The 20098-nt window shown below is 58.1% G+C and carries 15 protein-coding genes, 1 tRNA gene, 3 other RNA genes and 2 pseudogenes; 17 read left to right on the top strand and 4 right to left on the bottom strand.

Going from position 1 to position 20098, the window contains the following annotated elements; translation table 11 throughout:
* Positions 1 to 54: 54 nt before the first annotated feature.
* Together GT756_RS19660 and GT756_RS19665 are read right to left on the bottom strand one after the other, a co-directional pair.
* Positions 55 to 1071 (bottom strand): LacI family DNA-binding transcriptional regulator, encoded by a 1017-nt coding sequence (locus GT756_RS19660; protein WP_004205002.1) that lies wholly within the window; start codon positions 1069 to 1071, stop codon positions 55 to 57.
* A 103-nt stretch (positions 1072 to 1174) separates the two neighbouring features.
* Positions 1175 to 1837: an OmpA family lipoprotein gene (locus tag GT756_RS19665; RefSeq protein ID WP_002921917.1), complete on the bottom strand. Its 663-nt coding sequence runs from the start codon at positions 1835 to 1837 to the stop codon at positions 1175 to 1177.
* A gap of 166 nt (positions 1838 to 2003) precedes the next feature.
* Between GT756_RS19665 and GT756_RS19670 the strand changes: the two genes are divergently transcribed.
* Positions 2004 to 4334, top strand: a complete 2331-nt coding sequence (locus tag GT756_RS19670; protein WP_048326017.1) for a molybdopterin guanine dinucleotide-containing S/N-oxide reductase — start codon at positions 2004 to 2006, stop codon at positions 4332 to 4334.
* Here GT756_RS19670 and GT756_RS19675 read toward each other — a convergent pair.
* Together GT756_RS19675 and tag are read right to left on the bottom strand one after the other, a co-directional pair.
* Positions 4303 to 4743 (bottom strand): N-acetyltransferase, encoded by a 441-nt coding sequence (locus GT756_RS19675; RefSeq protein WP_004205000.1) that lies wholly within the window; start codon positions 4741 to 4743, stop codon positions 4303 to 4305. The two genes, GT756_RS19670 and GT756_RS19675, sit on opposite strands and share 32 nt — an antisense overlap.
* A complete protein-coding gene (gene tag, locus GT756_RS19680; RefSeq protein WP_064187403.1) occupies positions 4721 to 5302 on the bottom strand; it encodes a DNA-3-methyladenine glycosylase I in 582 nt (193 codons plus the stop codon). The genes GT756_RS19675 and tag overlap by 23 nt, the downstream gene beginning before the upstream one ends.
* Before the next feature lie 206 nt (positions 5303 to 5508).
* On the opposite strand from tag, the gene GT756_RS19685 reads away from it, so the two are divergent.
* The 16 genes and pseudogenes from GT756_RS19685 to GT756_RS19755 all read left to right on the top strand — a co-directional run bounded on the left by GT756_RS19685 (position 5509) and on the right by GT756_RS19755 (position 20081).
* A complete protein-coding gene (locus tag GT756_RS19685; protein ID WP_072140522.1) occupies positions 5509 to 6090 on the top strand; it encodes an autotransporter outer membrane beta-barrel domain-containing protein in 582 nt (193 codons plus the stop codon).
* 241 nt (positions 6091 to 6331) lie between these two features.
* Positions 6332 to 7537, top strand: coding sequence for an MFS transporter (locus tag GT756_RS19690; RefSeq protein ID WP_004204995.1), 1206 nt, complete (start codon positions 6332 to 6334; stop codon positions 7535 to 7537).
* A 242-nt stretch (positions 7538 to 7779) separates the two neighbouring features.
* On the top strand, positions 7780 to 9453 hold the full coding sequence (gene eptB / locus GT756_RS19695; RefSeq protein WP_048295705.1) for a kdo(2)-lipid A phosphoethanolamine 7''-transferase: 1674 nt from the start codon (positions 7780 to 7782) through the stop codon (positions 9451 to 9453).
* A gap of 192 nt (positions 9454 to 9645) precedes the next feature.
* The gene (locus GT756_RS19700) at positions 9646 to 11040 is read left to right on the top strand and encodes an ankyrin repeat domain-containing protein (protein ID WP_049093594.1); all 1395 of its coding nucleotides are present in this window, start codon (positions 9646 to 9648) and stop codon (positions 11038 to 11040) included.
* Between the two features lie 119 nt (positions 11041 to 11159).
* A tRNA-Pro gene (locus tag GT756_RS19705) sits at positions 11160 to 11236 on the top strand.
* Positions 11237 to 11270: 34 nt separating this feature from the next.
* Positions 11271 to 11403: non-coding RNA, RtT sRNA (locus GT756_RS19710), on the top strand.
* A 34-nt stretch (positions 11404 to 11437) separates the two neighbouring features.
* Positions 11438 to 11570, top strand: a non-coding RNA gene (locus GT756_RS19715) — RtT sRNA.
* A gap of 34 nt (positions 11571 to 11604) precedes the next feature.
* Positions 11605 to 11737, top strand: a non-coding RNA gene (locus GT756_RS19720) — RtT sRNA.
* 821 nt (positions 11738 to 12558) lie between these two features.
* Positions 12559 to 14166, top strand: coding sequence for a dipeptide ABC transporter periplasmic-binding protein DppA (gene dppA, locus GT756_RS19725; RefSeq protein WP_023319303.1), 1608 nt, complete (start codon positions 12559 to 12561; stop codon positions 14164 to 14166).
* Positions 14167 to 14300: 134 nt separating this feature from the next.
* Positions 14301 to 15320: a dipeptide ABC transporter permease DppB gene (gene dppB, locus GT756_RS19730; protein ID WP_002921786.1), complete on the top strand. Its 1020-nt coding sequence runs from the start codon at positions 14301 to 14303 to the stop codon at positions 15318 to 15320.
* Between the two features lie 9 nt (positions 15321 to 15329).
* Entirely contained in the window at positions 15330 to 16232 is a 903-nt protein-coding gene (gene dppC / locus GT756_RS19735) for a dipeptide ABC transporter permease DppC (protein ID WP_004204988.1), read from the top strand.
* A gap of 10 nt (positions 16233 to 16242) precedes the next feature.
* Complete coding sequence (dppD, locus tag GT756_RS19740; RefSeq protein WP_043522501.1) at positions 16243 to 17226, top strand: dipeptide ABC transporter ATP-binding protein; 984 nt, start codon at positions 16243 to 16245, stop codon at positions 17224 to 17226.
* Positions 17223 to 18236 (top strand): dipeptide ABC transporter ATP-binding subunit DppF, encoded by a 1014-nt coding sequence (gene dppF, locus GT756_RS19745; RefSeq protein ID WP_004204985.1) that lies wholly within the window; start codon positions 17223 to 17225, stop codon positions 18234 to 18236. The genes dppD and dppF overlap by 4 nt, the downstream gene beginning before the upstream one ends.
* Positions 18237 to 18254: 18 nt before the next feature.
* Positions 18255 to 18434: pseudogene (locus tag GT756_RS25985) on the top strand (hypothetical protein).
* 316 nt (positions 18435 to 18750) lie between these two features.
* Positions 18751 to 19287, top strand: coding sequence for a cellulose biosynthesis protein BcsO (locus GT756_RS19750; protein WP_048326010.1), 537 nt, complete (start codon positions 18751 to 18753; stop codon positions 19285 to 19287).
* A 1-nt stretch (position 19288) separates the two neighbouring features.
* Positions 19289 to 20081: pseudogene (locus tag GT756_RS19755) on the top strand (cellulose synthase operon protein YhjQ/BcsQ).
* The last annotated feature ends 17 nt before the right edge of the window (positions 20082 to 20098 follow it).

Raw genomic sequence — 20098 nt, forward strand, 5'->3', positions numbered from 1 at the left:
GTTCCATAAGAAAGGGCGAGATGTTTAATTTATGATCGGCATCACGAAGGATCGTTAACGGGAGGTTGATCCGCGGACGATAAGCTCGCCGGAAAAGACCCGCTCGCAGATGGGGTCGTTAGTGCCGGCAATGCGTCGAATCACCTGTTCCACCGCCGCGTAGCCGATCTGCCACGTCGGCTGTTTGAGGGTGGTGATGCCGACGCCGGCCAGCTCCGCCCACTCCAGTTCGTCGAAGCCCAGCAGGCCGATATCGCTGCCCCAGATCAGGCCGACGCGCTTCAGGGCGCGGGCCACCTGCAGCGTCAGCGCGCCGTTGGCGGAGATCACCGCTTTGCGCATCCCGCGGTGGCGGGCGTGGAACTGGCGCAGGACGTTGTCCATCATCGCGCCGTCGTTGAGCTGTACTTCGGCGTTTTCGGCCACCACGCCGTGGTGGCGGGCGAGCGTGGCGCGAAAGGCGCTCAGGCGCTCGCGGCGGGTATTGACCGAGCCCAGCGGTTCGCTGAGAAACAGGATGGCCTCAAAGCCTTTCTCCACCAGGTGTTCGGTGGCGGTGGTGGCGGCCTGAGCGTTATCAAGTCCGACCACATCGCAGGCGAAATCGGGGATTTTACGGTCAATCAGCACCATCGGCAGGGCCGACTGCTGCAGGCGGTTCAGGCCATCCTCCCGCATGCCGACCGCGTTGACGACGATGCCTTCCACCTGATAGCTGCGCAGCAGGTCGAGATAGTGCAGCTCCTGGTCAAGCTCGTTATTGGTGTTACACACCAGCAGGGTAAAGCCCTTTTCCCGGCAGGCCGCTTCAATGCCGCTCATGACATTGACCGAATAGGGGTTGGTGATATCGGCGATGATCAGGCCGATGAGGCGGGTGCGGCCGTGCTTGAGGCCGCGGGCCATCAGGCTGGGGCGGTAGTCGAGTTCGGCAATGGCTTTTTCAATACGTGATAACAGATCGTCGGAAAGCAGGTGCTTCTCGCCGTTAAGATACCGTGAAATGCTGGTTTTGCCGGTCTTTGCGGCTTTCGCCACATCGCTAATGGTTGCACGCGCCGCTTTCGCCATGATGGCTTCCTTTGCTGAAAATCTGCCAACACCTTAGCGCGAAAAATAGCGATATCAAGCATTTTGCCCGGCAGAGGCGCGGCCGGGCAACATGAGGATGCGCTTATTGCAGCGGGCTGAGGGTGATTTCCACGCGACGGTTCTGCGCCTTACCTTCCGCCGTGCTGTTGCTGGCGATCGGGTTCGCCGGCCCCATGCCGGTGGTGCGAATGCGGTTGGCCGCCACGCCCTGGGTGATCAGCGCGCTGGCGACGCTGTCAGCACGCTGCTGCGACAGACGCATATTCAGATCCTTACTGCCGGTGCTGTCGGTGTAGCCGACCACGTTAACGGCGGTTTTCTCATACTCTTTCAGCACCATGGCCACGCCGGTCAGGGTGTTGGCGCCGGCCGGTTTCAGGTTGGCGCTGTTGCTGTCGAAAGTGACATTATTCGGCATGTTCAGCACGATATTGTCACCATTTCGCGTCACGCTGACCCCGGTTCCCTGCATTTTGTCGCGCAGCTTCGCTTCCTGCACGTCCATGTAGTAGCCTATGCCGCCGCCCAGCGCCGCGCCTGCCGCTGCGCCAATCAGCGCGCCTTTGCCGCGGTCATGTTTGGAAGAGGAGAGCGCGCCGACGCCAGCGCCCACTAAGGAGCCAATACCTGCGCCAATACCGGATTTACCTGCTTCACGCTCACCGGTATAGGGGTTGGTGGTGCAGCCAGAAATCGCCAGGGTGCCGCTGACCAGCGCCGCAATCATAAGTACGCGTTTTTTCATTTAATGTCCTTAATCCTTTTTATTCTTTGTCACAGCGAACGTGACGGTTGATTATGACGCGCGAATACGTAGAAAATTCCCCAAACACCATCTCATTTTGTAAATAACATTGAACGGCGCCGATCGCACCGTCACCACACCTGCTTTCGCTGACCAGGAGCTGCCCTTGCCAACCTCATCTGCAACCAAAACCATTTTAACCGCCGCCCATTGGGGACCGATGCTGGTGGAAACGGACGGGGAAAACGTCCTTTCCTCCCGCGGCGCGCTGGCGACACCGTTTGCCAACTCGCTGCAAACGGCGGTGCGCGACCAGGTGCACAGTAAAACCCGCGTGCGCTACCCGATGGTGCGCAAAGGTTTCCTTGCCTCTCCGGACAAGCCCCAGGGGGTCCGCGGTCAGGATGAATTTGTGCGGGTGAGCTGGGAGCAGGCGCTGGATCTGATCGATGCCCAGCATCGTCGGATCCGCGAAAGCTACGGACCGGCCTCTATTTTTGCCGGCTCCTACGGCTGGCGTTCTAACGGCGTCTTGCATAAGGCGGCCACCCTGCTGCAGCGCTATATGAGCCTGGCGGGCGGCTACACCGGCCATCTCGGGGATTACTCCACCGGCGCGGCGCAGGCGATCATGCCTTACGTCGTGGGCGGCAATGAGGTGTATCAGCAGCAGACCAGCTGGCCGCTGGTGCTGGAATACAGCGAGGTAGTGGTGCTGTGGAGCGCCAACCCGCTGAATACGCTGAAAATTGCCTGGAACGCCTCCGACGAGCAGGGTATCCCGTGGTTCGACCGGCTGCGCCAGAGCGGAAAACGCCTGATCTGCATCGATCCGATGCGATCGGAAACTGTCGATTTCTTTGGCGATTCGATGGAGTGGATCGCGCCGCATATGGGCACCGACGTCGCGCTGATGCTGGGTATCGCCCATACGCTGGTGGAGAATGGCTGGCAGGACGACGAGTTTCTTGCCCGCTGCGCCAGCGGCTACGAGATTTTTGCCCGCTATCTGACCGGCGAAAGCGACGGCGTGGCGAAAACCGCCGACTGGGCGGCGGCTATCTGCGGCGTCGCAGCGGATAAGATCCGCGAACTGGCGAAACTTTTCCACGAAAACACCACTATGCTGATGTCTGGCTGGGGCATGCAGCGCCAGCAGTATGGCGAGCAGAAACACTGGATGCTGGTCACCCTGGCTGCGATGCTGGGGCAGATTGGCACCCCGGGGGGCGGGTTTGGTCTTTCCTACCATTTCGCCAACGGCGGCAATCCGACCCGCCGCGCGGCGGTGCTGGGCTCGATGCAGGGGAGCGTGGCCGGAGGCGTGGACGCCGTGGAGAAGATCCCGGTCGCGCGGATTGTCGAGGCGCTGGAGAACCCGGGGGCGGAGTATCAGCACAACGGCATGGCGCGGCGCTTCCCCGATATTCGCTTTATCTGGTGGGCCGGCGGCGCCAACTTTACCCATCATCAGGATACCAACCGCCTGATTCAGGCCTGGCAGAAACCAGAGCTTATCGTCATCTCCGAATGCTTTTGGACCGCCGCCGCGCGTCATGCCGATATCGTCCTGCCGGCGACCACCTCGTTTGAGCGCAACGATCTGACGATGACCGGGGACTACAGCAATCAGCATCTGGTGCCGATGAAGCAGGTGGTCGCCCCGCAGGGTGAAGCGCGCGATGATTTCGCGGTCTTTGCCGACCTCAGCGAACGCTGGGAGGCGGGCGGCCGCGAGCGCTTTACCGAAGGGAAGAGCGATCTGCAGTGGCTGGAGACCTTCTATCAGATGGCCGCCCGGCGCGGCGCCCAGCAGCAGGTGACGCTGCCGCCGTTTGCCGAATTCTGGCAGGCTAACCAGCTGATTGAGATGCCGGAGGAGCCGGAGAATGCCCGTTTCATCCGCTTTGCCGCCTTCCGCGACGATCCCCAGGCCAACCCGCTGAAAACGGCGAGCGGTAAAATTGAGATCCACTCGCCGACCATCGCCGCCTTTGGCTACACCGACTGCCCGCCGCACCCAATGTGGCTGGAGCCCGACGAGTGGCATGGCAACGCCGAGGCGGGGCAGCTGCAGCTGCTGTCGGCCCATCCGGCCCACCGGCTGCACAGTCAACTGAACTACTCCGCGCTGCGCGAACGCTATGCCGTTGCCGGACGCGAACCGTTGACTATTCATCCGCAGGATGCCCGGGCGCGGGGGATTGCCGATGGCGATCTGGTGCGGGTGTGGAACGCCCGCGGTCAGGTGCTGGCCGGCGCGGTGGTGACGGAGGGGATCCGCCCGGGGGTGATATGCCTGCATGAAGGAGCGTGGCCCGACCTGGATCCGGTGGCAGGCATCTGCAAAAACGGGGCGGTGAACGTCTTAACTAAAGATATCCCAACATCCCGCCTGGGCAACGGCTGCGCCGGTAACACCGCCCTGGCGTGGCTGGAGAAATATACCGGCCCGGCGCTGCCGCTTACGGCATTTGATCCGCCGGCCAACGCATAATCCAGGTGGGGTGCTGAGTATCGTCCTGCCATGCGCAATCTTCAATGCGGAAGCCTTGCGCATGGTAGAAACTGACCGCTGATTCGTTTTTCTGATAAACCTCAAGGCTAAGCCAGGCGTAGTGCTGCTTGACTTCATCCAGCAGCGCCCGGCCAATGCCCTGGCGAATAGCGTCCGGCGCGACGAACAGCGCGCCGACGAAACGGGACTCCAGCACGCTGACAAAGCCTTTTAGCTCCCCGTCGCGCTCCCAGACCCAGGTGCTGGCGGCGGGAAGATAGACATCCCGTACCACCGCGACGCTGTCGCGCCAGTAGCTTTCGCTGATAAAGGGATGGGCATGAATCGTACTTTCCAGCCACAGGTCCAGCAGCGGCAGGTTATCTTTAGCGTCCCACTTGCGGATCATCCTGACCTCCCGGGTGACAGAAGCAGCCGGTGACATGGTCGTTGACCAGCCCGCAGGCCTGCATAAAAGAGTAACAGATCGTCGAACCGACAAACTTAAAACCGCGTTTTTTCAAAGCCTTAGACAACGCATCTGAGGCCGGCGTCGTGGTCGGGATCTCCGCCAGCGTCGCCGCGCGGGTGACCTGGGGCGCATTGTCGACGAAGGACCAGACAAAATCAGTGAACGACTCGCCATTTTCCTCCATCGCCAGATACGCCCGGGCGTTGCCGATGATGGCCTGGATTTTTCCCCGATGGCGGATAATCCCGGCATCCTGCAGCAGCCGCTCGATATCTTCATCCCCCATCGCCGCCACGCGCACCGGATCGAACTGGTGAAAAGCCTGGCGATAGTTTTGCCGTTTTTTTAACACCGTGATCCATGATAACCCGGCCTGCTGACCCTCAAGGCAGATCATTTCAAACAGCCGCTGGGACGCTTTTTGCGCGACACCCCATTCGGTATCGTGATACTCGATATATAACGGATCCTGACTCACCCATCCGCAACGCTGCATAGCTATTTCTCCCTCTGCGCTAAAAAAGTGGACGCCCCGGCTTGACGACTGAAAGATAAAGATAATAGTTAATACAGGGAAATCGTATCCCCCAAAAAAACACAGCAATAATGCCGATTCGGCTCTTTTCTGGAGTCGCATTAATGATAATAAAGAAATGCAATGGCCTCCGGGGGTTCTTGTTCCCGGTGTGCGTATCCGTCTGGGTGTCGTGTGTCTCTGGAGCGAATGCCTGGCAACAGGAATATATCGCTATCGATACAAAAAGTAATACGTCGGAACGCTATACATGGGATAGCGATCACCAACCACGCTATGAAGATATCCTCGCCGAGCGGATGAAGTCGTCTGAAACGCCGGGCGGACTGGCGTTAAACCAGGGGTTGGCGCCGCCGGACAGCAGCCGTGGGATGAGCGTCGGCTGGAATTATCTGCTGGCAAACGGCATGACCTCCGGGCCGGTGGCCAGCCTGCGCAGCGACTACACCGCGCCGGCGACGAAAAGCGTGGGCGAGACGGGATATGTCAACACGCTCGGCTGGCGTATGGATTATCAGTCGCTGTGGGGCGTGCACCCTTGGGCGCAGGTGAGCTATAACCAGTCGCTCGCCAGCGATGCCTGGTCGCCGACCACCCGCGCCAGAGAGGGCGGCTGGAGTGATGTCACCCTGGGCGCCGATATGCCGCTGGGATCGCATGTGGCGGCATGGGCCACGCTGTCACAGGCGGACAACGTCCCATCGGGGGAAAATACGCTCTATCTGATGGGGGTCAGCGCCAACTTTTGACCCGCGATTGTTACGCATTTGAAACGATGTGGTTATTGTTAAATCTCAGTAATGGCGCATTTCTGTGAGATAGCGCACACTAACTTTTTCCCTGAAATTCGCGGAATGAATGTCATGCAATGTCATTCATTCCGCCATTAATGCATTTCATTCCCTGCTGATGGCAGTTCATGCCTTTTTCCCCCACTGGATGAGGGGCCTTCGCTATTGTGGCGGCAGTTAATTTATCAGGACAACTGCTATGAACGCTGCAAACCGTCAATCGACCCGCTGGCTTACGCTTATCGGCACCATCATCACCCAATTCGCTCTCGGTTCGGTTTATACCTGGAGCCTGTTTAACAGTTCACTGTCTGACAAACTGGGCGAGCCGGTCAGCCAGGTCGCCTTCTCCTTTGGCCTGCTGAGCCTCGGGCTGGCGCTCTCTTCGTCGGTCGCCGGCAAGCTGCAGGAGCGTTTTGGCGTGAAGCGCGTCACCATGGCCTCCGGGATCCTGCTTGGTCTGGGCTTCTTTCTGACCGCCCACTCCAGCAGCCTGATGATGCTGTGGCTGAGCGCTGGCGTGCTGGTGGGGCTGGCGGACGGCGCCGGTTATCTGCTGACCCTGTCGAACTGCGTCAAGTGGTTCCCGGAACGCAAAGGGCTGATCTCCGCCTTCTCCATCGGTTCCTATGGCCTCGGCAGCCTGGGGTTCAAATTCATTGATACTCATCTGCTGGCCACCGTTGGTCTGGAAAAAACCTTCGTTATCTGGGGCGCTATCGTGCTGGTGATGATCGTCTTTGGCGCGACCTTGATGAAAGATGCGCCAAATCATACGGCGACCACCACGGCCAACGGCGTCGTGGAAAACGACTTCACTCTCGCCGAATCGATGCGTAAACCGCAGTACTGGATGCTGGCGGTGATGTTCCTGACGGCCTGCATGAGCGGTCTGTATGTGATTGGCGTGGCGAAAGATATCGCGCAGGGAATGGTCCACCTGGATGTCGCCACGGCGGCCAATGCGGTAACGGTTATCTCAATCGCTAACCTTAGCGGTCGCCTGGTGTTAGGTATCCTGTCCGATAAAATTTCCCGCATTCGCGTGATCACCATCGGTCAGGTGGTGTCGCTGGTGGGGATGGCCGCGCTGCTGTTCGCTCCGCTGAATGCCATGACCTTTTTCGCCGCCATCGCCTGCGTTGCTTTTAACTTCGGCGGAACCATCACCGTCTTCCCATCGCTGGTCAGTGAATTCTTCGGTCTGAACAACCTGGCGAAAAACTATGGTGTGATTTATCTGGGTTTTGGTATCGGCAGCATCTGCGGTTCCCTCATCGCTTCGCTGTTCGGGGGCTTCTACGTCACCTTCTGCGTGATCTTCGCCCTGCTGATTATTTCGCTGGCGCTTTCCACCACCATTCGTCAGCCGAAAGGCAGTGTCTATAGCGAGGCGCATGCCTGAAACCTGCAGCGTGAAACGTGCCCCTGATTAATACCCTAAGCAAATAGTGCCAATCCAGCCAAATATTTTGTAAATGTTTGGCTGGATCACATTCCCTCCTGATACTTTTCCCGTTCCCTGTGGTCTACTTATCGCGCTTTGTAGAGGTTTCTGATAACCAACCCTAACGCACCCTATTAGCCTACTGACTCATGCCACAGCGTCAGGCGGTGTTTTATTCTTCTTTTTCCAGGTTTGCTTGCATGAAATATATTAGAACGATGACGCAGCAGAAGCTTAGTTTTTGGCTGGCGCTGTACATCGGCTGGTTTATGAACGTCGCCGTTTTTTTTCGGCGTTTCGATGGTTATGCTCAAGAGTTCACTGTCTGGAAAGGGCTTTCCGGTGTCGTTGAACTGGTGGCCACGGTCTTTGTCACCTTCTTCCTGTTACGTCTTCTGTCGCTGTTCGGTCGCCGTATCTGGCGCATTCTGGCGACACTGATTGTTCTGTTTTCCGCCGCCGCCAGTTACTACATGACGTTCCTTAACGTGGTGATTGGCTACGGGATTATCGCCTCGGTGTTGACCACCGATATCGACCTGTCGAAAGAGGTCATCGGCTGGCATCTGATCCTCTGGCTGGCGGCAGTGAGCGCGCCGCCACTGCTGTTTATCTGGAGCAACCGCTGCCGCCATACGCTGCTGCGCCAACTGCGTACCCCGGGCCAGCGGGTTAAAAACGTGCTGATCGTGGTGTTGGCCGGCCTCATCGTCTGGGGACCTATCCGCCTGCTTGAGCTGCGCCAACACGATGTCGAGCGCCATTCGGAAGTGGATATGCCGAGCTACGGCGGGGTGATCGCCAACTCCTACCTGCCGTCGAACTGGCTGTCGGCGCTGGGGCTGTACGCCTGGGCGCAGGTGGATGAATCCTCAGATAACAAATCGCTGATTAACCCGGCGAAGAAATTTACCTACGTCGCCCCGGAAGGGCTCGATGACACCTACGTGGTGTTTATCATTGGCGAAACCACCCGCTGGGATCATATGGGCATCCTTGGCTATAGCCGTAACACCACGCCAGAGCTGGCGAAAGAGAAGAATCTGGTCGCTTTCCGCGGCTACTCGTGCGATACCGCCACCAAGCTGTCGTTACGCTGCATGTTTGTGCGTCAGGGCGGGGCAGAGGATAACCCGCAGCGGACCCTCAAAGAGCAGAACGTCTTTGCGGTGCTTCATCAGCTGGGCTTCAGCGGCAATCTGTACGCCATGCAGAGTGAGATGTGGTTCTACAGCAACACGATGGCCAACAATATCGCCTATCGCGAGCAGATTGGCGCCGAGCCGCGCAACCGCGGCAAGAGCGTTGACGATATGCTGCTGGTGGATGAGATGAAGCGCGGTATGGAGCAGGGCAACGCCTCTGGTAAGCACCTGATCATCCTCCACACGAAAGGCTCGCACTTTAACTACACCCAACGCTATCCGCGCAGCTTCGCCCAGTGGAAGCCGGAGTGCGTCGGTGTTGATAACAAGTGCTCGAAAGCGGAGCTGATCAACTCCTACGACAACAGCGTGACCTATGTCGATCACTTTATCGTCAGCGTCCTCGACCAGCTGCGGGATAAGAAAGCGATTGTGTTCTATGCCGCCGACCATGGCGAGTCGATTAACGAGCGTGAACATCTGCACGGTACGCCGCGCAAGATGGCGCCGCCGGAACAGTTCCGTGTGCCGATGATGGTCTGGATGTCGGATAAATACCTGGAGAATCCGGATCATGCCGCTGCGTTTGCCCATCTGCAGCAGCAGGCCGCGATGAAGGTGCCGCGCCGCCACGTCGAGCTGTACGACACCATTATGGGCTGCCTCGGCTATACCTCGCCGGATGGCGGGATCAACGAGAACAATAACTGGTGTCGGTGGAAAAAGTAAGACAGCGGATTTTTCAGATTCTCGGGTCTGTTTTCCTTTCCTGAGCCCAGGATAAGCTAATCCCTCGCCGGCGTCCGCCGGGCGAGGGATTTTTTTGCACAGCGGATGTGTCTGGCAGGTTGCCTCTTCTTCTTTGAATACCCTCCAGTGTTCCCGCTCCTCCTGTGCAGCCACTTTTCACGGAGAGAAAGGATGAAGGTAATAAAGGGGTTGGCCCTGCTGTGCCTGCTGATGTTAACGGGCTGTCAGTCCGAAGAGGAAACCCGCCAGTTCCTGCTGGCCTGTAAATACGATGCGCCGGCGACGATCGAAGCCATGCTGAATAACGGCATCGATGTGGATGGTCAGGATAAAACCGGCTTAAGTGGCCTGATGGTCGCTGCCGCGGAAAATCGTCGCGAGGTGGTAGCGCTCCTGCTTAAGCGTCAGGCGCAGCCGAATCTCCAGACGCGCCAGGGCGTCACGGCGCTGATGCTGGCGGCGGCGCGAGGCAGCGATGCGGCGCTTATCGGCGATCTTCTCCAGGCGGGAGCGTCGGTGAATCAGACCACCGTCGACAAGAGCACGGCATTGATGTCCGCCATTGCCGACGGCGGGGACGTCAGAAGCGACTACCAGCATATTCTGGCGATGAAAAAGCCCGATGCGCCTGTGGAGGAGCAGAGTGCGCTGGACAAGATTGTCGGCGCAACGGCGGCGAAATCGCTGGCGACGGGCAGCCGCGCGCTGATGACGGAAGACATGGCGTTACAACTGGCCCCCGGCGCGTTTAAGAAGAACGTTGACGAGATCGTGGCGTTGCTGATCGGGCATGGGGCGGACGTGAAGGCCGTCAATGCTTCAGGGGAATCGGTCTTTTTCCTCGCTGTCGATCACGCGCGTTCGGCGGAAACCATCACGACCCTGGCCAACGCCGGGGCGGATACCAGCCTGGCGGATAAATCCGGCACCACGCCGCTGATGCTGGCGGCGGCGGGGGACGATCCCAATCTGGTGCTGGCGTTGTCAGCCTCCGGCGTGGAGGTGGATAAGCCGAACCGGGAAGGGCTCACGGCGCTGCAGGTGGCGGCGGGTCAGGGGTCGCCTGCGGTGATCGCGGCGCTGGTGCAGCGCGGCGCAAAGGTGGACCAGCTCTCCGCCAACGACCTCAGCCCGCTGATGCTGGCGGTCAAAATGAATAATAAAGCCAATGTCGAGGCACTCCTCGAGGCCGGCGCCAGCGTCAATCTCAGCAATAAGGCAGGGTATACGGCGATTGGCTACAGCCGGGCCGGCGAGGTTCGCCAGCTGCTGCTGGCGCAGCATGCCGAGCTGAAAGGGCAGGCCGCGCATATGGCGCAAAGCGAACTGCAGTTCTGCGCCAATGCGTTTGCCGACAAGCTGGCGTACAGCGACATCGCCCGCGCGGTAAACAACGATACCCGCCCGGACATTATGCGTCATCAGCATACCTGCCCGGGGTTGGGGGAACTGACGATGCTGCTGGGAGAGTTTACATTCAAACCGGCGGGCCCAACTTATCTCGGTGAGCCGGTGACCTGTAAGGTAGCCGAGCATCGCAAAGCGTTTGAGGTCAGCTGCCGCTAAAAAAGCGGACCAACCGGCGATTCGCTGCGCAGGGTGCTGAGTTTCTCGCCGGTTGAACGATTTTTTGAAAATAAGGCATTGACGGGTAGGCATCCCAGCAGTAAGATGCGCCCCGCATTCGGTGATTGGCGCAGCCTGGTAGCGCACTTCGTTCGGGACGAAGGGGTCGGAGGTTCGAATCCTCTATCACCGACCAAATTCGAAAAGCCTGCTCAATGAGCAGGCTTTTTTGCATCTGCGGCCAGTGAGGATGAGAACCTCCGGGGGCAGGAGGTTCGACTCGAGCGAAGCGAGAGAACGTTGCGTCAGCAACGGCCCGCAGGGCGAGCCACAAAGTGGCGAGTCATCCTCTATCACCGACCAAATTCGAAAAGCCTGCTCAATGAGCAGGCTTTTTTGCTTCTGCGGCCAGTGAGGATGAGAACCTCCGGGGGCAGGAGGTTCGACTCGAGCGAAGCGAGAGAACGTTGCGTCAGCAACGGCCCGCAGGGCGAGCCACAAAGTGGCGAGTCATCCTCTATCACCGACCAAATTCGAAAAGCCTGCTCAACGAGCAGGCTTTTTTGCATCTGCGGCCAGTGAGGATGAGAACCTCCGGGGGCAGGAGGTTCGACTCGAGCGAAGCGAGAGAACGTTGCGTCAGCAACGGCCCGCAGGGCGAGCCACAAAGTGGCGAGTCATCCTCGACCAAATTCGAAAAGCCGGCTCAATGAGCAGGCTTTTTTGCTTCTGCGGCCAGTGAGGATGAGAACCCCGAAGGTTCGCTCCAGATCTCGTAGGCCCGCGCAAGCGCAGCGCCGCCGGGCACCGTCTGCAGTCTCCCGGCCCAAAACCGCATCAAAATCACAAAAAACATCTTTACCCCCGTTTCCAGCCAGCTGTTCGCTATTTTGTGACATCTTCCATTGCATTTTTTTATCGATGAACAGATCTTTTTTCGCGAAGCTTATGGCTGAATACAGCATTTTCCGCTGTGCGTTTTAACGTTCACGCTATTAACCGCTCACATATTGGTCACATAGCAAGAATTTTTTCTCATTTACTGGCATTGTTTCCCACTGGGTGTCGCAAATTAATAAGGTCTTTATTCTGCATATTAGCCAGTAGCATAAATTTCTCTGCTGAAAATAGCGTCTTGAAGTTTTTTTAATCTTTGCCTGTCGTTTCTCACGCTGGATGTAAAACCCGGCTGGCTGTATTGACGTTTCCCCATTCTGTTGACAGATTGTAGGGCATGAGGGGCATTTCATGGAGAATCCGTACTGCAACTCAGTCGTTTTTGCGAAAGGAATCCCCATCTCTCTCAACGCCTTCGGGCACCACCGACTGGACCGGGTATATTCTAAATAGTTCGAATTGCGGGAAGGCGGCAAGCTTGAGCATCCCCAGGAGCATAGATGGCTATGTGACTGGCTTATTGAGCACAGCCAACGCATCCATCATTCGAATATGACGAATAAAAATAAATAAAGGTCCGGCGGATATATGCAAACAACATCACAGTTTTGGAGCAGAATAATGAGTATTTCCTTGAAGAAATCAGGGATGCTGAAGCTTGGTCTGAGCCTTGTCGCCATGACCGTCGCTGCCAGCGTGCAAGCGAAAACCCTGGTTTATTGTTCAGAAGGCTCGCCGGAAGGCTTTAACCCACAGCTCTTCACCTCTGGCACCACCTATGACGCCAGTTCCGTACCGATCTACAATCGCCTGGTCGAATTCAAAACCGGTACGACGGAAGTTATTCCTGGACTGGCTGAAAAATGGGAAGTCAGCCCGGATGGTAAAACCTATACTTTCCACCTGCGTCAGGGCGTGAAATGGCAGGATAATAAAGACTTTAAACCAACCCGTGACCTGAACGCCGATGACGTGGTGTTCTCCTTCGATCGTCAGAAGAATACCAATAACCCGTACCATAAAGTTTCTGGCGGCAGCTATGAATACTTTGAAGGGATGGGGTTACCCGACCTGATTAGCGAAGTGAAGAAAGTGGACGATAAAACCGTCCAGTTCGTCCTGACCCGCCCGGAAGCGCCGTTCCTCGCTGACCTGGCCATGGACTTCGCCTCTATTCTCTCTAAAGAGTATGCCGACAACATGCTGAAAGCCGGCACGCCGGAAAAAGTAGACCTCAATCCTATCGGTACCGGTCCATTCCAGCTGCTGCAGTATCAGAAAGATTCCCGCATTCTGTATAAAGCCTTCCCGGGCTACTGGGGCACCAAGCCGAAGATCGATCGTCTGGTCTTCTCCATCACCCCGGATGCCTCCGTGCGCTATGCCAAGCTGCAGAAAAATGAGTGCCAGGTGATGCCGTATCCGAACCCGGCGGACATCGCGCGCATGAAGGAAGATAAGAACATTACCCTGCTGGAACAGCCGGGCCTGAACGTCGGTTATCTCTCCTTCAACACCGAGAAGAAACCGCTGGACGACGTGAAAGTTCGTCAGGCGCTGACCTACGCGGTTAACAAAGAAGCGATCATCAAAGCCGTTTACCAGGGCGCAGGCCAGGCGGCGAAGAACCTGATCCCGCCGACCATGTGGGGCTATAACGACGACGTTAAAGACTACACCTACGATCCGGAGAAGGCGAAGCAGCTGCTGAAAGAAGCGGGCCTGGAAAAAGGCTTCACTATCGATCTGTGGGCGATGCCGGTACAGCGTCCGTATAACCCGAACGCCCGCCGTATGGCGGAGATGATCCAGGCCGACTGGGCCAAGATTGGCGTCCAGGCCAAAATCGTCACCTACGAGTGGGGCGAGTATCTGAAACGCGCGAAAGCGGGCGAGCACCAGAGCGTCATGATGGGCTGGACCGGCGACAACGGGGATCCGGATAACTTCTTCGCCACCCTGTTCAGCTGCGCCGCGGCGAAAGACGGCTCCAACTACTCGCGCTGGTGCTATAAGCCGTTTGAAGATCTGATTCAGCCGGCCCGCGCCACCGACGACCACAACAAGCGTATTGAACTGTACAAACAGGCTCAGGTAGTGATGCATGACCAGGCTCCGGCGCTGATCATCGCTCACTCCACCGTTTACGAGCCAGTGCGTAAAGAAGTCAAAGGCTATGTGGTGGATCCGCTGGGTAAACACCACTTCGATAACGTCTCTGTCGAATAATAAGCACGATGCCTGACCCCCTCTCCCCGCGTGGGAGAGGTGGGGGGCGTATTCCCGCTATTCCGGGGAATGCTTTTGTGAGCAATACAGACGCCCTGTCGCCAGGCGGGGCGTCACTAGAGAGAATCCGGGTTATGTTGCAGTTTATTCTCCGACGTCTGGGACTTGTCATCCCGACATTTATCGGTATCACCCTTCTCACCTTTGCCTTCGTCCATATGATCCCCGGCGATCCGGTGATGATTATGGCGGGCGAACGTGGTATTTCCCCCGAACGTCACGCGCAGCTGCTGGCCGAAATGGGCCTTGATAAGCCGCTGTGGCAGCAATATGCCCACTATATCTGGGGCGTGCTGCACGGCGATTTAGGCATCTCGCTGAAAAGCCGCATTCCCGTGTGGCAGGAGTTTGTCCCACGCTTTAAAGCCACCCTTGAGCTGGGCGTCTGCGCGATGATCTTCGCCGTCGCCGTCGGCATTCCGGTGGGCGTGCTGGCTGCGGTAAAACGCGGCTCCATCTTTGACCACACCGCGGTGGGCCTGGCGCTGACCGGCTACTCGATGCCTATCTTCTGGTGGGGCATGATGTTGATTATGCTGGTTTCGGTGCAGCTGAACCTGACGCCGGTCTCCGGGCGTATCAGCGATACGGTCTTCCTTGACGATACCTTGCCGCTGACCGGCTTTATGCTGATCGACACCGCCATCTGGGGCGAGCAGGGCGACTTTATTGACGCCTTAATGCATATGATCCTGCCCGCCATCGTGCTGGGCACCATTCCGCTGGCAGTGATCGTGCGTATGACCCGATCGTCGATGCTGGAAGTGCTCGGCGAAGACTACATCCGCACCGCGCGCGCCAAAGGCCTGACCCGGATGCGGGTGATTGTGATCCACGCGCTGCGTAACGCGATGCTGCCGGTGGTCACGGTGATTGGCCTGCAGGTGGGCACGCTGCTGGCGGGCGCCATCCTGACGGAAACCATTTTCTCATGGCCTGGTTTAGGCCGCTGGCTGATCGACGCGCTGCAGCGTCGCGATTATCCGGTGGTGCAGGGCGGGGTGCTGCTGGTGGCGACGATGATTATCCTCGTCAACCTGCTGGTCGACCTGCTGTACGGCGTGGTGAACCCGCGTATCCGGCATAAGAAGTAAGGGGTCATCATGTCACAAGTTACTGAAAATAAAGTTATCACTGCGCCGGTGCCCATGACCCCGCTGCAGGAGTTCTGGCACTATTTCAAACGCAATAAAGGGGCGGTGGTCGGTCTGGTGTACGTGGCGGTGATGATCGTTATCGCCGTGTTCGCCAACTTTCTCGCCCCGTATAACCCGGCGGATCAGTTCCGTGATTCGCTGCTGGCGCCGCCGTTCTGGCAGGAGGGCGGCAGCCTGGCGCATCTGCTCGGCACCGACGACGTGGGCCGCGATATTCTGTCTCGCCTGATGTATGGCGCGCGCCTGTCGCTGCTGGTGGGCTGCCTGGTGGTGGTCCTGTCGCTGATCCTCGGCGTGGTGCTCGGCCTGGTGGCGGGCTATTTCGGCGGAGTGGTGGACTCAATCATCATGCGCGTCGTCGATATTATGCTGGCGCTGCCGAGTCTGCTTCTGGCGCTGGTGCTGGTGGCTATCTTCGGACCCTCCATCGTCAACGCCTCGCTGGCGCTGACCTTCGTGGCGCTCCCGCACTATGTGCGTCTGACGCGCGCGGCGGTGCTGGTGGAGGTCAACCGCGACTACGTGACCGCTTCCCGCGTGGCGGGCGCCGGGGCGATGCGCCAGATGTTCGTCAATATTCTGCCTAACTGTCTCGCGCCGCTGATCGTTCAGGCGTCGCTGGGCTTTTCTAACGCCATTCTCGACATGGCCGCGCTGGGGTTCCTCGGCATGGGCGCGCAGCCGCCGACGCCGGAGTGGGGCACCATGCTCTCCGACGTATTGCAGTTCGCGCAGAGCGCCTGGTGGGTGGTGACCTTCCCGGGCGTGGCGATCCTGCTGACGGTGCTGGCATTTAACCTGATGGGTGACGGTCTGCGTGACGCGCTCGATCCCAAACTGAAGCAGTAAGAGGTTCGAGATGGCGTTATTGAATGTAGATAAATTATCGGTGCATTTCGGCGATGAAAACGCGCCGTTCCGCGCCGTGGACCGCATCAGCTATAGCGTGAAGCAGGGCGAAGTGGTCGGCATCGTCGGGGAGTCTGGATCCGGTAAATCCGTCAGCTCGTTGGCGATTATGGGTCTGATTGATTACCCCGGCCGGGTCATGGCGGACAAACTGGAGTTTAACGGCCGCGACCTGCAGCGCATCTCTGAAAAAGAGCGGCGCCAGCTGGTGGGGGCGGAGGTGGCGATGATCTTCCAGGATCCGATGACCAGCCTCAATCCCTGCTTTACCGTCGGCTTCCAGATTATGGAAGCGATAAAAGTCCATCAGGGCGGCAACAAGCAAACCCGCCGCCAGCGGGCCATCGACCTGCTGAACCAGGTCGGCATTCCCGATCCGGCGTCGCGGCTGGACGTCTACCCGCATCAGCTTTCCGGCGGGATGAGCCAGCGCGTCATGATCGCGATGGCGATTGCCTGTCGGCCAAAACTGCTGATTGCCGATGAACCGACCACCGCGCTGGACGTGACCATTCAGGCGCAGATCATCGAGCTGCTGCTGGAACTGCAGCAGCAGGAGAATATGGCGCTGGTGTTGATCACCCACGACCTGGCGCTGGTGGCCGAGGCCGCGCATAAAATTATCGTTATGTATGCCGGTCAGGTGGTGGAGACTGGCGATGCGAAGGATATTTTCCGCGCGCCGCGCCATCCATACACCCAGGCGCTGCTGCGTGCGCTGCCGGAGTTTGCCCAGGATAAAGCGCGTCTGGCGTCGCTGCCGGGCGTAGTGCCGGGGAAATATGACCGTCCCAACGGCTGCCTGCTGAACCCGCGCTGCCCCTATGCTACGGATAAATGCCGTAGCGAAGAGCCGGCGCTCGCGGATCTCAATGGCGGTCGCCAGTCTAAATGTCACTACCCACTCGATGATGCCGGGAGGCCTGGATTATGAGTACGCAAAAGGCCGCCACGCCACAACCGCTGTTGCAGGCCATTGATCTGAAAAAACACTACCCGGTGAAGAAGGGATTATTCGCCCCGGAACGGCTGGTGAAGGCGCTGGACGGCGTCTCCTTTACTCTTGAGCGCGGTAAAACGCTGGCGGTGGTGGGAGAGTCGGGCTGCGGTAAATCGACCCTCGGTCGTCTGCTGACGATGATTGAAATTCCCACCGGCGGCGAGCTCTATTATCAGGGGCAGGATCTACTTAAGCACGACCCACAGGCGCAGAAGCTGCGCCGGCAAAAAATCCAGATTGTGTTCCAGAACCCCTACGGTTCTCTGAACCCGCGTAAAAAAGTGGGGCAGATTCTGGAAGAGCCGCTGCTGATTAACAGTAGCCTGAGCAAAGAGCAGCGCCGCGAAAAAGCGCTGGCGATGATGGCGAAAGTGGGCCTGAAAACAGAGCATTACGATCGCTACCCGCATATGTTCTCCGGTGGTCAGCGCCAGCGTATCGCCATTGCCCGCGGGCTGATGCTGGATCCGGACGTGGTGATCGCCGATGAGCCGGTCTCCGCGCTGGACGTTTCAGTACGCGCTCAGGTGCTGAACCTGATGATGGATCTGCAGCAGGATTTAGGTCTGTCCTACGTGTTTATTTCCCACGATCTGTCGGTCGTCGAGCATATCGCTGATGAAGTGATGGTGATGTATCTCGGCCGCTGCGTGGAGAAGGGCACCAAGGACCAGATCTTTAACAATCCGCGTCATCCGTACACCCAGGCGCTGTTGTCGGCGACGCCGCGTCTGAACCCGGACGACCGTCGCGAGCGGATTAAGCTGACCGGCGAGCTGCCGAGCCCGCTGAATCCGCCGCCGGGCTGCGCCTTCAACGCGCGCTGCCGCCGGCGCTTCGGCCCCTGCACCCAGCTTCAGCCGCAGCTGAAGGATTACGGCGGCCAGCTGGTGGCCTGCTTTGCCGTCGACCAGGATGAGAATCCGCAAAAGCCCCACGCCTGACGGCACGCTCCCGGTCCGATAACCGGGGGCTTCTCTCCCGCCGGGGATAAAACCCGGCGATATCGCCTTTTATCGCAGTGAATGCCACGTCCTCGGCGCATTCTTCGTCGATTATCCGAAAAAATAAGACTTTCAGTCCATTTTTATAGAATTAAAGAGAAATTAAAATGGTTCAGGTTTATTCTTTCGCTGATCTGACGCTATGATTCTATCATTACCTAATACATTTATATAAAAACGGACGGGAAGCGCGGTGGAAGCGTGGTTTAAGGATGGACGCATACCTAAAAAATGGGGCTATCCTTCTGAAAAGAAAATGTTAGTGTAGCGATACTTCTGCCGTGGAATCACACCGGAAATCAAATTCTAAACTATTATAACCCTGTCAACCGTATGTATTGGTACGTCTCCAACGGCGCGTTTTCTGCCATACCAGAGACGCAACGATATTTTAAATATACTTAGAAAATAACAACAAACTTAATATGAAATTTTTAAAATCATGAGGTTATCAATGAACCATTATGATGATCTGCAGCGCTTTCAGGAAAAAACGCGGACGCAAAACCTCAAATTTCAGGATCTTTCATCGCAAGCCGCCACGCGCGAGCATGGCGACTGGGCGATCCTCAATCAGCTAAATCCCGGCGCAGAGAAACCCTCTTCCCTGGCGCTGGGAGGCTCGGTTTCCGCGCCCCTGCCGCAGTCAGTGCCCGCGGATCTGTTCCACCAGATAGAAGCGGCCGTAGCGGCGGCGCCAGCCTCCGCTTCCGTTGTGCCTGCCGCTCCGGCCGCGCCAGCGGCCCCGCAGCCGGCCGTGGAGACCGCCACCGCCGCGCCGGAGCCAGTCAGGCAGGAGCCTGCGGTGACCCCTGCGCCTTCAATCCCGGCGCCTGAACCGGCAATGGCGCCGCCGAGAATGGCTCCTCGACCCGCGCCCACCGCCGAGAACTATGCCCACCTGTTCGCGGCGAAAAGCGCAGAGCCGGTGGCGAAAAATAAAGACCAGCCTTTGAAATCACTTCTGGAAAGGATCGCAACATGCCGTTGATTTGCGTCTGTTCACCGAAAGGTGGCGTAGGGAAAACGACCCTGGCGGCCAATTTAGCCTATTCGCTGGCGCGGACCGGCAGCAAAGTGCTGGCGCTGGATTTTGATGTCCAGAACGCGCTGCGTTTGCATTTTGGCGTGCCGCTGAACGATGAGCGCGGCTATGTGGCGAAGGCGCTGGAGCTGCACGACTGGAGCCAGTGCGTGCTGAGCGCCGGCAGCAACATTTTCGTCCTGCCGTATGGCGAAGTGAGCGAAGCGCAGCGTCAGGCGTTTGATGAGCAGCTGACCCACAATGACCATTTTCTCCAGCGCGGACTGTCCGCACTGCTGAATTATCCCGGACTTATCACCATCGCTGATATGCCGCCAGGGCCTTCGCCGGCGCTAAAGGCGCTGACGGGGCTGGCGGACCTGCATCTGATCCCGCTGCTGGCTGATACTGCCTCGATGTCGACCCTGGCGCACGTGGAAAAACAGCGCCTGACCGGCGCGGCGCTGAATCACAAGCATGGGCACTATTTCGTCATTAACCAAAGCGATAGCCGTCGCCAGGTCAGCCGGGACGTCACCAGCCTGATGGAAGAGAAGCTGGGCGAGCGACTGCTTGGCATCGTCCATCGTGATGAAAGCGTGGTGGAGGCCAATGCGTCGCAGAAGTCGATTCTGGACTTTAACGCTTCCTCGGCAGCGGCCTTCGATATTGAAATTATTGCTAAAAAAATATCTTCGCTGTTGGGTATCCATATTGGCGATGGCACGGTGCACAGCCAGCCACGCATGTCAGGGCTTTAACTTATTGCAGGGCTGCT

The sequence above is a fragment of the Klebsiella sp. Q2 genome (assembly GCF_009900705.1).
In the GTDB taxonomy this organism is placed as follows: domain Bacteria; phylum Pseudomonadota; class Gammaproteobacteria; order Enterobacterales; family Enterobacteriaceae; genus Klebsiella; species Klebsiella quasipneumoniae.

Coding starts and splice junctions, on each gene's coding strand:
- dppD (WP_043522501.1), top strand. CDS start 16,243: ATGGCGTTATTGAATGTAGATAAATTATCGGTGCATTTCGGCGATGAA.
- GT756_RS19665 (WP_002921917.1), bottom strand. CDS start 1,837: ATGAAAAAACGCGTACTTATGATTGCGGCGCTGGTCAGCGGCACCCTG.
- GT756_RS19660 (WP_004205002.1), bottom strand. CDS start 1,071: ATGGCGAAAGCGGCGCGTGCAACCATTAGCGATGTGGCGAAAGCCGCA.
- GT756_RS19700 (WP_049093594.1), top strand. CDS start 9,646: ATGAAGGTAATAAAGGGGTTGGCCCTGCTGTGCCTGCTGATGTTAACG.
- GT756_RS19750 (WP_048326010.1), top strand. CDS start 18,751: ATGAACCATTATGATGATCTGCAGCGCTTTCAGGAAAAAACGCGGACG.
- GT756_RS19690 (WP_004204995.1), top strand. CDS start 6,332: ATGAACGCTGCAAACCGTCAATCGACCCGCTGGCTTACGCTTATCGGC.
- dppA (WP_023319303.1), top strand. CDS start 12,559: ATGAGTATTTCCTTGAAGAAATCAGGGATGCTGAAGCTTGGTCTGAGC.
- dppC (WP_004204988.1), top strand. CDS start 15,330: ATGTCACAAGTTACTGAAAATAAAGTTATCACTGCGCCGGTGCCCATG.
- eptB (WP_048295705.1), top strand. CDS start 7,780: ATGAAATATATTAGAACGATGACGCAGCAGAAGCTTAGTTTTTGGCTG.
- tag (WP_064187403.1), bottom strand. CDS start 5,302: ATGCAGCGTTGCGGATGGGTGAGTCAGGATCCGTTATATATCGAGTAT.
- GT756_RS19675 (WP_004205000.1), bottom strand. CDS start 4,743: ATGATCCGCAAGTGGGACGCTAAAGATAACCTGCCGCTGCTGGACCTG.
- dppF (WP_004204985.1), top strand. CDS start 17,223: ATGAGTACGCAAAAGGCCGCCACGCCACAACCGCTGTTGCAGGCCATT.
- dppB (WP_002921786.1), top strand. CDS start 14,301: ATGTTGCAGTTTATTCTCCGACGTCTGGGACTTGTCATCCCGACATTT.